This is a genomic window from Marinifilum fragile (genome assembly GCF_963677365.1).
GTDB classification, from domain to species: domain Bacteria; phylum Bacteroidota; class Bacteroidia; order Bacteroidales; family Marinifilaceae; genus Marinifilum; species Marinifilum fragile.
Map to the genome: position 1 here is coordinate 4451547 of NZ_OY781962.1, position 11797 is coordinate 4463343.

General features: G+C 33.5%; 13 protein-coding genes. 4 read left to right on the plus strand and 9 right to left on the minus strand.

All coding sequences use genetic code 11. The features are described 5' to 3' along the window. Positions 1 to 15: 15 nt before the first annotated feature. Positions 16 to 648, minus strand: a complete 633-nt coding sequence (gene pyrE / locus ACKPCA_RS17970; RefSeq protein WP_054713928.1) for an orotate phosphoribosyltransferase — start codon at positions 646 to 648, stop codon at positions 16 to 18. Positions 649 to 741: 93 nt separating this feature from the next. Here pyrE and ACKPCA_RS17975 point away from each other — a divergent pair, with 93 nt between their 5' ends. Next, positions 742 to 1335: an NUDIX hydrolase gene (locus tag ACKPCA_RS17975; RefSeq protein WP_321280302.1), complete on the plus strand. Its 594-nt coding sequence runs from the start codon at positions 742 to 744 to the stop codon at positions 1333 to 1335. 17 nt (positions 1336 to 1352) lie between these two features. After that, on the plus strand, positions 1353 to 1838 hold the full coding sequence (locus ACKPCA_RS17980; protein WP_321280303.1) for a hypothetical protein: 486 nt from the start codon (positions 1353 to 1355) through the stop codon (positions 1836 to 1838). A gap of 67 nt (positions 1839 to 1905) precedes the next feature. On the opposite strand, the gene ACKPCA_RS17985 is transcribed toward ACKPCA_RS17980, so the two are convergent. The 4 genes from ACKPCA_RS17985 to ACKPCA_RS18000 form a co-directional block, all read right to left on the minus strand. Then, entirely contained in the window at positions 1906 to 2697 is a 792-nt protein-coding gene (locus ACKPCA_RS17985; RefSeq protein WP_321280304.1) for a hypothetical protein, read from the minus strand. 240 nt (positions 2698 to 2937) lie between these two features. Next, complete coding sequence (locus tag ACKPCA_RS17990; protein WP_321280305.1) at positions 2938 to 3741, minus strand: hypothetical protein; 804 nt, start codon at positions 3739 to 3741, stop codon at positions 2938 to 2940. 100 nt (positions 3742 to 3841) lie between these two features. Next, complete coding sequence (locus ACKPCA_RS17995; RefSeq protein ID WP_321280306.1) at positions 3842 to 4615, minus strand: hypothetical protein; 774 nt, start codon at positions 4613 to 4615, stop codon at positions 3842 to 3844. A gap of 10 nt (positions 4616 to 4625) precedes the next feature. Continuing rightward, positions 4626 to 5762: a hypothetical protein gene (locus ACKPCA_RS18000; RefSeq protein ID WP_321280307.1), complete on the minus strand. Its 1137-nt coding sequence runs from the start codon at positions 5760 to 5762 to the stop codon at positions 4626 to 4628. A gap of 439 nt (positions 5763 to 6201) precedes the next feature. Here ACKPCA_RS18000 and ACKPCA_RS18005 point away from each other — a divergent pair, with 439 nt between their 5' ends. After that, positions 6202 to 6948 carry a hypothetical protein gene (locus ACKPCA_RS18005; RefSeq protein ID WP_321280308.1) on the plus strand — a complete coding sequence of 249 codons (747 nt, stop codon included), beginning with the start codon at positions 6202 to 6204 and terminating at the stop codon, positions 6946 to 6948. A 457-nt stretch (positions 6949 to 7405) separates the two neighbouring features. Here the strand turns inward: ACKPCA_RS18005 and ACKPCA_RS18010 are convergent, their stop codons facing one another. Then, positions 7406 to 8104 carry a Crp/Fnr family transcriptional regulator gene (locus tag ACKPCA_RS18010; RefSeq protein WP_321280309.1) on the minus strand — a complete coding sequence of 233 codons (699 nt, stop codon included), beginning with the start codon at positions 8102 to 8104 and terminating at the stop codon, positions 7406 to 7408. Positions 8105 to 8239: 135 nt separating this feature from the next. Between ACKPCA_RS18010 and ACKPCA_RS18015 the strand changes: the two genes are divergently transcribed. Continuing rightward, positions 8240 to 8695, plus strand: a complete 456-nt coding sequence (locus tag ACKPCA_RS18015; protein ID WP_321280310.1) for an OsmC family protein — start codon at positions 8240 to 8242, stop codon at positions 8693 to 8695. 36 nt (positions 8696 to 8731) lie between these two features. Here the strand turns inward: ACKPCA_RS18015 and ACKPCA_RS18020 are convergent, their stop codons facing one another. The 3 genes from ACKPCA_RS18020 to coaD are packed head-to-tail and all read right to left on the minus strand — an operon-like array spanning position 8732 to position 11779. Further along, positions 8732 to 10138: a TlpA family protein disulfide reductase gene (locus tag ACKPCA_RS18020; RefSeq protein ID WP_321280311.1), complete on the minus strand. Its 1407-nt coding sequence runs from the start codon at positions 10136 to 10138 to the stop codon at positions 8732 to 8734. 21 nt (positions 10139 to 10159) lie between these two features. After that, the gene (locus tag ACKPCA_RS18025; RefSeq protein WP_321280312.1) at positions 10160 to 11296 is read right to left on the minus strand and encodes a serine hydrolase domain-containing protein; all 1137 of its coding nucleotides are present in this window, start codon (positions 11294 to 11296) and stop codon (positions 10160 to 10162) included. Positions 11297 to 11299: 3 nt separating this feature from the next. Further along, the gene (gene coaD / locus ACKPCA_RS18030; protein WP_054713948.1) at positions 11300 to 11779 is read right to left on the minus strand and encodes a pantetheine-phosphate adenylyltransferase; all 480 of its coding nucleotides are present in this window, start codon (positions 11777 to 11779) and stop codon (positions 11300 to 11302) included. Positions 11780 to 11797 lie beyond the last annotated feature (18 nt).

The following is an 11797-nucleotide window of genomic DNA, read 5'->3' on the forward strand; positions in this document are numbered from 1 at the left end:
TCGGAGAACTAGAGATTAAACTCCCCAGCTTGCCGGATCTTTTCTCCATTCTTTCAATTGATCAACATCTTCAGCTTTAATGTATCCAATTTCTTGAGCACGATCAATCATGATGTTGTATTCACTTAAAGTATCAAGCTTACAGTTGTTTTCAGTAAAATTATCAACTGCTTTTTGGAAACCATAAGTAAAAATAGCTACCATACCCAATACTTCGCAACCAGCTTCTCTTAAAGCTTGAACAGCTTTTAAACTGCTACCACCAGTCGAAATTAAATCTTCGATAACCACAACTTTCTGTCCTGGCTTAATTTCACCTTCAATTAAGTTGGTCATTCCGTGAGCTTTCGCCGATGAACGAATGTAAACCATTGGCTTGTTCATTTCTTCAGCAACCAAAGCTCCCTGAGCAATAGCACCTGTTGCTACCCCTGCAATTACTTCTACTTCAGGATATTTTTCCATTACAACTTCAGCAAAAGCTTTCTTGATATAGGTTCTAACCTCTGGGTAAGAAAGTGTTTTACGGTTGTCACAGTAAATAGGAGATTTCCATCCCGATGCCCAGGTAAATGGGTTTGTTGGTTCTAGTTTAATTGCCTTAATTTGTAGCAAATATTCAGCGACTTGTTTAGCAGTATTTTGCATACTTTCTCTGGATTTATGGATTGTTAAGTGAATTCAAAACACGGAAATTCAAATCATTATGTTTTTCCGATGTATTTTAAAAATCTACCGCAAATGTATAAAGTATTTTTTAAAGATCGATTGATTTTTTTAGGTGATAAAAACGAAAGTGTGAATTTTGACGGAATGGTTTATGCATGGACGGAAGAAGAATCGCTTGAAGGATTAATTCTTCAGTTTGATGAGGAAGAGCACAGAGAGCAAATTTTTGTGGTTGCCGACGATCTTGAAGCGCTTTTTGCCCACTTTAAATCGTGCTTTAAATATATCGAAGCCGCAGGCGGAAAGGTCTACAATTCTAACAATGAAATTTTGGCCATTTACAGACTAGACAAATGGGATTTGCCAAAAGGTAAAGTAGAGGAAGGTGAAGAAATTCCCGAAGCTGCCATTCGCGAAGTAGAGGAGGAGTGTGGAATCTCCGGCGTTAAGATCGAAAAGGAACTCAACTCAACCTATCATACCTACTGGATGAAAGACAAATTTGTTTTGAAACGTACCTACTGGTATCAAATGACTTATTCGGGATCTGAAGAGTTGGTTCCTCAAACCGAGGAGGACATTCAGGAAGTAAAATGGTTGGCAGAAGATAATTTGCAGGAGTTTAAAGCCAATACTTATGCTTCTATACTGGAAGTGATCGGATAAGTTATAAAAATTGAAGAATGCTTAATTGGAGAAACAATCTCAATAAAAAGAGCAATAAGGAATTGCTTGATTTATTTCAAGAGTGCAAAAGAATTAATATCGATCCTCAGATATATGCTGGTAACTTATTATTCGAAAGGGGATACAATGCTGTTGAACTGGTGAGAATAAAGAATACGCTTAAGGATACCATTAATGCTGCATTTTTGAAAAAGCATGGAAAAAATCATTCAGAGATCATTAAGGAAAATGTGATAAGAGAATTCTTTTATTGCACAATGTTGGCTGTTTTGCTCACATTTGGGTACAGCAGACAAGGCTTTATTAAGTTGGATGATTTATTTGATAGTAATATTCTAGTCTATGTCATTTTAGTTTGTATTTCCTTCCTTCGTATGCTTTTTATCAAGCGAGGTAATCAAAAAGCAATTCAAAAATTTCAAAAATCCTTAAATGAAAAGCAGGAATTAATTTCTAAGATTGAGCGAGAGTTGAAGTTTTAATGAAGATGTTTAATGTTGAAAGAGGCTGCCCAAAAAGTTAAATTGAACAGCCCCTCTTGATGCAAAATTATTCTATCCAAGTTGCATTACTTTCTATTATTATCCATTTTTCATTTTTTTTCTTTAACTCTGCAACTCCACCTTGAGAACCAACTACAAAATTAACTTTTGCTTTATTCATATCTTTATTAAAGGTAATAAGATTAATGTAAGGAAATGAGAGAATACTCCAATTTGAAAGGTTAGAATCTAAACTAATAGGAAAGTATTTTTCTATTAGTTCAATTTTTTTGTCATTACCAGTCAATTGTGCATTAGGATTAACCTCTGTCGTCAAATCAATAACTGCTTTTTTACCTAGTTGCTTAAGAAATTCATTATATATTTCATTATGAATTTTACTTGTATATAAAATTGTTGATTGTGGTAGGATGACAGGAGGCCTAAAATTAACAATCGTATCAATTGGAGAATCTGCAATGCAAAATTTAATGGTATTTTGAATTACATAGTAATTTTGAGAACGACTATAATCCTTTTGCCAAGAACCTAATTCGTTTAAGCTCTTTGGATAGTATAATTCCTTAAAAATTTCGAAAATAGATTTGGTAACTTCGTTCTGATTTATAAAATTAAGGCCATTGGGTTGAAATTTTTGATTCCATTCAATTAAGAAATTGGAATACAATGATTCATCCTCATTACCAATGCTTCTATTCAATTGAAATAACAAAGAATCTTTGTTTATATAAAATTCAGATTTTTCTGGTACTATCGTTAATTTTTCATTAGAAGACTTACTTCTGCATGAAAACACAGAAAGAAACAGAAATAATATTATTAAAGTTCTATTTTTCACAATCAAGATTTATTTGAGAGTAATATTCTAGTCTATGTCATTTTGGTTTGTATTTCCTTCCTTCGTATGTTTTTTATCGAGAAGTAATCAAAAAGCAATTCAAAAATTTCAAAAATCCTTACAGGAAAAGCAGGAATTAATTTCTAGGATTGATAAGGAATTGAAGTTCTAATTAAGATATATTAAAGATCTTGTTAAAAGAGGGGGTACTTGTTTTGGATACCCTCTCTTGTTTAAATTTTATTCAAAGATTACCCATTTGCCACAAATTTTTTTTAAACGAACCATCTGTGGCGAATATTCATAGGGCTTTTGAAAAACAATTGCCTCACTTAAGTCTTTTGTAAGTGTTATTGTTCTAATTGGATCAATAGGTGTAAGTTCCCCATAGTCATATGAATAATTTAAGCATTTATTAGAAATAAGTTCCTGCATGTGCCTGTTAAATGGTGCATTCCAATGGTAATAACCATACCAAATTCCTCTTATATTTTCAACCTGACCAGCAGCATTTGGATTATCGATTCTAATTGCTCTTAAAATACTATCAAATACATGAGAGTTTTTATTATCGATAAATAATACTTTACCTCGGAGTTGAGGTTTAAAAATAATTTTTCTATGCCTACCACTCATTGGCTGACTAATTGAGTCTACAAAAATGATAGTTAACCTACTGTCGTAAAAAAGAAACTTTAGAGAGTCTGCAATTTCTCTAACAGGATTACTTAGTTGGTTGCATTCTTCCAATATTTGCTCTTCAGTCAAAGCAACTCCATTTTCGTCCAGTTTAGTATGAATCTCTACATGATCAGAAGCCTCATTTCTGTTTTTATAAGGATAAGGTTGCAGTATTTCTATTATTTCCTGTAGAGTTTTAAGCGTATCATTAGATAATGGAGTAAACTCACTATTTGTATGCCATTCTTCAAAGAATAATTTAGAATATATTCGCCTATAATCAATGTTCTTCTTTGTTTCATTTTGTGAAAAAGAATCAAATGAAATGATTAAGAGGTATATTGTTAAAATAAATTTTAGCATTCTGTTTATCTTGCTAGTAATCTTATTTGCAGTGTAATTGATTTTTGTATGATAAAATTCTCCAGACTTCAATATTAATGTCTACCTATTCTTTTTCTAATTATGAAATCCAGGTTTCAAAAGATTCGTTTAATATCCATTGATCACCTTTTTTAATGTAGATTAAAGCATATCCAATGTGATTTTGAATCATACAATCAACCCTTGCTTTCCGTAAATTTTTATTGAATATGATACTACTCACATAAGGATCGATACTCAAACTATATTTATGATTTACCATGTTGCTTTTAATAGGACAGAGTTCTGTTAACATTTTAAATTGTTTTTCATCACTCATAACCTTATGCTTTAGTGTTACACTATCTTGCATATTTAAAAATGTGTGAAAAACATGTTTATATTCAGGTGTTAGGTATAAAACTTTTGATTCATCAATGTTAATTTTTGGTCTGAAGTTCGAAATTGTATATAACTTAATAGTTTCAGGATTAATATTTCTTAGGTTTCTTGATTCTGTAATGCCATATTGTAGCTTGTTTTGAATAATGTAATATTCACTCTTTTCTTTTTCGTAAAATATTTTACTAGTTGTGCCATAAAAGTTTAGGAATAGATCAAATACTTCAATTGTTATCTCATGTTTTGAGATTTGTTCATTATTATTGGATTGAAAACTTGCTTGCCACTCTTTAAATATTCTTCTTAAGGCTCTTTCATCATGTTTCGTTATTGCAGAATGTAAAGAATCATAGATTTTTTGAGAAGTTTTTATTGGAGTGTATTTCTCCATTTTTATATTCTTCTGCTCATATGTTTTGGTACAGGCAGTAATAGAAAGTAGTAAAATTATGATTAGGTTTAATTTTTTCATACTAGTATGTTTATTTTTCACAGTTTAAATTTCGTGATCTGAAATATTCTTCAGAAAATACAACATGTTGTTGAGTATCAATATTAGGATTTAAATCAAGACCATTTATAATGATTCCTTCGTAAACGTAATTATCATCGGAATAGCCATTAAGATCATCAAATGACTTAAGAGCATTAATCATGACAGGTATATAATATTGTTGCATAATATCGTGTTCTGATAGAGTTACTCCTTTTGTGTTTTTTATATGCATAGAAAATAATGACTTAAATGTATCTGGTGAAACATTATACATTCTTTTTAAATGAGCATGAAGCATTTCGTGAATAATAGTTTTGAATATTTCAATTGGAGCTCTATTTTCAATATAACTTCCATTTAATGTTATCAAAAAGTTGTTTTTAACAAGTAAGCAATTACCATAAATTTCTTCATTATCCTTGTTCCTTAAATTATCTTGTAGTGTTATAGTTATATCCTGAGGATTATAACTAACTCCAGAAAAATTTGCAAAAACAGAAGTAATTAAAGAATTGTTTTGGTTAACTAAAATGTTATTGATTTTTCCCCAAATACAATTTAGTTTTTCATTATTAAGAAAATCCTGTGTTACCTCTATTGGTGGTAGAGGATTCGGATTCGGATTCGGATTCGGATCTGAACCAGAATTAGCCCCACCTCCACCATCGCTAAGGTCACCTTGACCTCCACCAACTTGGTCTGTATAGTTATCATATATGTACCTGCCAGATACTGTTCCTGGCACATATTCATCCCAACAATGATAATCTGTTAATTCATATCCAATTGTGTTATTACCAGTAAAAATCATATTACAATGCTCAATAATATGGGCTCCTTCTTTGGTGCGAATGTTATGATCCTTTTGGTCTGGTTTAACAAATTTATATTTGTGATTTTTATTTAAAAGGGTTTGTTCAAAATAAGCAAAATTATAATCCATATTTTTATCCTGTCTTATTTCCTGATCGTTAACAATTACAGCATAATTTATTGTCCCTTTAAAACAATCGAACAACCATATACCTTCAACCTCTTGGTTCAATAAGGTTGGAATCAGCATAACAAATCCTTCCTCATTTTTAATGGTAATATTTTCATCCCAAATAACATTTCCATACATGATGGAAAAATCTGAAGTAAAATTCTCAATTTCATTTCTTTTTTGTAGGAATGATACTACATTATCAAGTACTGGATTATCAATACTTGAATACGCAAAAAAGTCGTTAGAGTTTAATGGGATTAGTTCATCTTGATCTTTGCTACATTACCAAACAAATATTAAAGTCATAGCAATAATTAATACTTTTCTCATAATAATTTGGTTTTTAAATGATCGTTACATCTCTTTATTCATTTTATAGTTAAAAAGTAACCCGCGTTTGCTATGTGTTGTAAAACATTTTCATCAATAAATCTTAGCTATCGCCCATTATACTTAAGTTTTGTTTATAGTTTATTTTTAAAATAAACGTAATGTTTATTTAAAATTTGTAAAGTTACGTTTAAAGGTTTAAATTCTAAGTGTTTTATGTTTTTAAATCTAAAATAATAAACCAATGACTAATCAAGAAAACTACGAATCGATTAAAGAAAGTTTACTTGCTATATCTGCAAATGAAGTTAGCAAACCTGGAATGCCTGTTAATACTTATATTGTAGAAGCAGAAGACAAAAAACATTATGCTACACAAGATAAAGACAAGCTTGTAGCAGCAGGTTTAAAGGAAGAATACATTAACAGCCTACCAATTAGAATAGGAGCTTTGCGTCATGCACAATCGTTATGGACCAAAGAGTCGGAAGCCAAAAGCATAGCTGAAAAAGATTGGAAATTGCTATCGGAAGATGCCATAGCCTTACACAGGGTATTGATTCATGATTTTAAATTTGCTTATCGCAATGATGAAGAAGGAAAAAAGGTGGTAGATAAAATTGCTGAGGGTAGTGGATATGGTGATATGGTTCAGGATTTTAGTGATTTGCATGTATTAGGAACAGCCAGCTCCCAAGCTTTGCTCGATATTGGTTTTGACAATACAAAACTGGAAAAGGCTTTGGAATTGTCCAACAGCATGGGGCCATTGCTTAGTGCCATTAATGGAGAGAGAGACGAGAACGATAAACCAAGCAAAGAGATGAGAGATCGTGCTTACGTATATCTTAAAGAGGCAGTTGACCAGATATGTGAATACGGTAAATATGTATTCTGGGAAGATGAGGAACGATTGGAGAAATACTCCTCTGCATATTTCCGCAAATTAAGAGAGGAAAGAGAGGAACAAGAAGAAAGTATTACAAAATAGTTTAAATGATGTCTTCTTACAAATAACCTTTTGTACTCCCGGTTGCATGAAAGTGTAGCCGGGATTTTTTATAAAATCCTTTGAAAGCCCCACGCAGGCTAGGCAAAAATGCGCAGCGCGGGCAAAATAAGCGCAGCGCACCTAAATTTGGTGCAGCGCAGCTTAGAAGTCCGCAGCGTGGCAACTTTTGACGAAGCGCAGCTTAAAAGTGTGCAGATTTGGCATATTTTGCCGCAGCGGACCTCAAAAAACCGCAGCGCGATGAGAAAAGTGTGCAGCGGGACATATTTTTGCGCAGCGTGGCTTCAAAATGAGTAGGCATTGCTTAAAATCTTCAATCATGCCAAAAAAATGCGCAGATTTGAGAAAATTTTCCGCAGCGGAGCTTATTTTTGAAAAGCGCCTTTTGAAAATGCGAAGGCCGATGTGATTTTTGGGCAGCGCTCATGAAAATCAATTATCCATTCTTCACAATCAAATCAAGTAGATCTGGTTTTAGTATTGATACTCTTTTCTCTGCAATTTTAATAATACCATCGTTATGAAACCTGGTGAGTGAATTGATAACACTTTCTTTAGAGCAACCAGCCAATGATGCAAGTCCAATACGAGTTACTGGCAATGTGAAGCTTGGACTAGCATAAATATTGCTTAGTTCCTGAAGAATAAAAGCCAATGATCCTTCAACATTTTTCCCGGAAATTCGACAAGTTCGATGCAACATCGTACTTGTGCTTAAGGACATGTGGCGTACGAGTTTTAGCGCAAATTCTCCATTCTCCTTTAACAAGCTTTGGAAAACATCCATATTTATCATTTGAATGCTTGCTTCCTCCAAGGCAACTGCCGAAAAATCAAAACTTTTACAAGCAAAGCTACAGGGTAAGCCTATAAAAGAACCACTTCCCAATATTCCGACTGTGAAAATTTTTGAATCGTTGCTTACATCAACTTTGGTGATGCCTTTTTCCAAAAAAAGGATGTGCGAAGCTACATATCCTTGTTTGATTATGGTCTCACCTTTGGCAAATTGAAGTAGTGTGGTGGAATTTTCCACCATCTTTTTTTGATCAGGAGTTAAAGCGTTAAAGCAGTCTTTTGCGCTAATTGACTCATGTTTATCTTGTTGCCCTTTGGTTAGATATTCAATATTCATTTTTTCAAGGAATTTACTGGCTAAAATTGATATTAAATTGCACCAAATATAGTGAAACTATACATCGACTAATAATTTTCTGTATTGCAGAGATGGAGCATTTTTGAGGAACAATTTAAATAAGTATAGAACAAGATGTCAGATTTAAAATTTAGAGTTAATGCTCATAGTGAAAACCCTACCAAAACGGTTGTAAAAGCACGAGGGTTTGAGATTGTTATTGATGAACCAGCAGAATTAGGTGGAACCAATGACGGAGCCAATCCAGTGGAGTATATCCTGGCAGCTTTCTGTGGATGTATTAATGTAATGGCTCATGTTATTGCCAATGAAATGAACATTGAATTGCGTTCGGTGAAAATTAAGATGGCAGGAGAGCTAAATCCTAATAGATTATTTGGTAAATCTTTTGCGGATAGAGCCGGATACAAGGCAATAGAGGTATCGATTGAGCCAGATTGTGATGCTAGTGAAGAAGAGTTGACAAAATGGATGGAAGCAATCGAGGACAGATGTCCGGTTTCAGATAATCTAAGAAATATAACACCAGTTGAGTTGAAATTAAAAACCAAAAAGTTGGTTAAAGCTTAAAGGATATAAACCATCACTTTTTAAAGTGGTGGTTTTTTAATTCTTTTTTTGTGATTTTCTGGCAGCATCCCTAGCAATTTTAATGAACTCCAAATGGATGTATTCTTTTGGTGCCTGTGCAGGAGCTTTTACAATATTTCCTTTCGGATCGATTAGAATATAGCTTGGAAAAGCTTTCACTTTGTACTCATGAATTAATTGATGCTGATTACCAATAGGCACAAATTTCCAGGAATACTTGTTGTTTTTAGAGAATTCCATCCATTTTTTCACATCCCAATCGCAAACAATGCTTAAGAACTCAATCTGTTGTCCGAATTGTTGTTTTAGTTTTTCAATCTCTTTAAAATCTTGCAAGCAAGGGTAAGATTGTGTGTTACAGAAATTCAGGTACAGGTATTTTCCTTTGAAATCGGCCAACTGAACTCCGCCCAGATTAAAATCGGGAGCAGGGTAGTTTTTCTGCAGGTGAGTAATCTTGGCAATGTAGTTGCGGCAAAGGTTTTTGTTGTAATTGTTGTTCGATGCTTTGATGATCTCTTGTAGGATAGAAAGTGTTTTTGCTTTTCCAATAAATTTCCTGGTATAGGAATCAAAGGTGGATGTTGCAATGATCATATCCAGCAATTGAGTATTTACATAGGCTGGATATTTTTGCATTAATTCCTTGATTTTGGCATATGTGTTTTGGGCTTGGTAAGCACTGCTTAATGCCAAACTTTCTTTCTGCTTAAAATATCCGTTAAAAAAGTTTCCATACTGCTTTTTGTACAGACTCATATAGGCGGGATTATTCAGTTGAATTTTCTGATTCTTGAAAAAATCATTCTCAATTTTTAGGAAATCATTTGGGTTCGATAAGAACTCCAAAAATCCCAATCGATAGCGAAAATATTCAGTAAAATACTCATCTTTTATGCTGCCAAATTCCTGTTTTAGCTGTTCGGAGAATTGAATCCCTTCCGATTTCTCTTTTTTTCTGTAAATCTTGTAAAAGTTCTGATTGATAAAGGAATCCATTTTGTCATCCAGTGTACGAATCATTCTATTCAATTCGTTTGAATTTGCGTTGGCAACTCCAAGCATTAACTCATCGGCTTCGAAAAAAGGATTTAGCTTTTGCGCTGGACTTAACTCTTGCTTAGGAGGTAAGCTTAGCTCATATTTTTTACCTGGCTCAACATACAAGAAACCTTTGTATACATCCAAAGGAAGATAAATTAGTTGAGTGTTATCTATATCAAACTCGACAGAATAATCACCATTTTCATCCACTTTAAAATCGGTAATTCTCTTGCTTGTATAAGTAAATGCATCAGTATGATACATGATACTAATAGTACTTCCTGCATAAGATTTTGCTGTTCCTGACAGAACTACTTTTTCGGCGCTGGTAGTAAAGGAAATGATCAAGCAAAAGGCAATAAAAAACAGATTTTTCATAGTGAAACTTTCAGAGGTTTTCTATTTCAGAATTTTTAGAGCGATGTCAATATACTTTGGTATATCCATGGTAATTTGTCCTTGCTTAATTTCATCTTTTGCTTTACCAAAGCGAACCACAACTGCGTTTTTCTCCGCAATAGTGTAAATGTATTGTCCGAGATGACCACGCATGTATGGAATGTTCATGTTTTTGTAAGGAAGAATCCAATATTGATATCCATAGAAGTCTAGTGCTGCTGTTTTTTCTTCATTCAATAAATAATCGGCTGCACTAGTTGCATCGGTTATATATTGTTCTGATACCAATTGTTTTCCGTTCCAGGAACCTTTGTTCAATACCAATTGACCAAAACGAGCTGCATCGCGAGCATTGGTATTAAAACAACAGAACGATTTTTCGTCGCCATCTTTTTTATCCAAACTCCAAAGTGCAGTATTTACAGCATGCATTGGTTTCCATAGGGTATGCTCGGCGTATTTTGCAATGGTTTCGCCAGTTGCTTCTTCCACAATAAAAGCCAATAGCTGTGTATTTCCACTTTGATATCTGAAACGAACTCCTGGCTTTTCGATCAATTGCTGATCTGTACTGACCTTTCTTAGTTTCTTACCATAGTATGCCTTTGTGGTAACAGATGTAGGACTACTATAAGCTTCGTCCCAATCTAAACCTGAACTCATGGTAAGCAGGTCTTTAATGGTTATTTTACCACGTACATCATTGGCAAATTCCTTCAGGTAATTCCCAATTGGTTCATCAACCGATTTGATTTTTCCTTCGTCAATGGCAATTCCAATTAAAAGGCTTACGATACTTTTTGTCGCAGAAAAAATATTGGAATGTGAATCGGCATCGTATCCATCCCAATATTCTTCGTATAAAACTTTACCGTCCTGTATGATCAAATAAGCAACTGTTTCGTGGTTTTCCAGATACTCTCTATCCGAACTGTCTAATTCATATTTATTGTATGCATCGGATTCTTTCCATTCTATGCCATCGGCAACATTAACGTCTTTATTTTCGAAAATCTTGTAATCATCGATATTGGCATACCAATAAATAAGACTTGTTCGCAAATAATTAGGAGCTAAAAGCATCCAAAGTGCCGTTAATAAAGCGAGAATTAAAACAGTTTTGCTTATTCTTGACATGGTTTATAGATTTAGTTTGTATGCATCAGGATCTGTTACTTCTGGTAAAAACTGAGAAGCATCGCCGCCATGACGAATAATATCGCGAACAATGGTTGATGTAATCATGGTATGTTCAGGAGTGGTTAACAAGAAGATCGATTCCAACTCGTAAACCATTTTTTTATTGATTTGAGCAATGGCACGCTCGTACTCAAAGTCGGCAGCGGTTCTCAAACCTCTTAAAATAAATTGTGCATTTTTCGATTTGCAATACTCAACGGTAAGTCCTTCGAAAGTTTCTACTTCAATTTTTGGATTGTTTTGAAAAGCTTCTTTAATCCATTGAATGCGTTTTTCGATTGGGAAAAACTGTCTCTTTTCAGAGTTATATCCTATTGCAATAATAATTTTATCGAATAGAGGTAATGCCCGGGTCACAATAGATTCGTGTCCGATAGTAAAAGGATCGAATGATCCGGGAAAAATAGCAATGCGTTCCATTTAAATGTAATTTTTAAA

Bases quoted from the DNA above. Each gene is read 5' to 3' on its own strand.
- pyrE (WP_054713928.1), bottom strand. From the start codon at position 648: ATGCAAAATACTGCTAAACAAGTCGCTGAATATTTGCTACAAATTAAG.
- ACKPCA_RS17975 (WP_321280302.1), top strand. From the start codon at position 742: ATGTATAAAGTATTTTTTAAAGATCGATTGATTTTTTTAGGTGATAAA.
- ACKPCA_RS17980 (WP_321280303.1), top strand. From the start codon at position 1,353: ATGCTTAATTGGAGAAACAATCTCAATAAAAAGAGCAATAAGGAATTG.
- ACKPCA_RS17990 (WP_321280305.1), bottom strand. From the start codon at position 3,741: ATGCTAAAATTTATTTTAACAATATACCTCTTAATCATTTCATTTGAT.
- ACKPCA_RS17995 (WP_321280306.1), bottom strand. From the start codon at position 4,615: ATGAAAAAATTAAACCTAATCATAATTTTACTACTTTCTATTACTGCC.
- ACKPCA_RS18000 (WP_321280307.1), bottom strand. From the start codon at position 5,762: ATGTATGGAAATGTTATTTGGGATGAAAATATTACCATTAAAAATGAG.
- ACKPCA_RS18005 (WP_321280308.1), top strand. From the start codon at position 6,202: ATGACTAATCAAGAAAACTACGAATCGATTAAAGAAAGTTTACTTGCT.
- ACKPCA_RS18010 (WP_321280309.1), bottom strand. From the start codon at position 8,104: ATGAATATTGAATATCTAACCAAAGGGCAACAAGATAAACATGAGTCA.
- ACKPCA_RS18015 (WP_321280310.1), top strand. From the start codon at position 8,240: ATGTCAGATTTAAAATTTAGAGTTAATGCTCATAGTGAAAACCCTACC.
- ACKPCA_RS18020 (WP_321280311.1), bottom strand. From the start codon at position 10,138: ATGAAAAATCTGTTTTTTATTGCCTTTTGCTTGATCATTTCCTTTACT.
- ACKPCA_RS18025 (WP_321280312.1), bottom strand. From the start codon at position 11,296: ATGTCAAGAATAAGCAAAACTGTTTTAATTCTCGCTTTATTAACGGCA.
- coaD (WP_054713948.1), bottom strand. From the start codon at position 11,779: ATGGAACGCATTGCTATTTTTCCCGGATCATTCGATCCTTTTACTATC.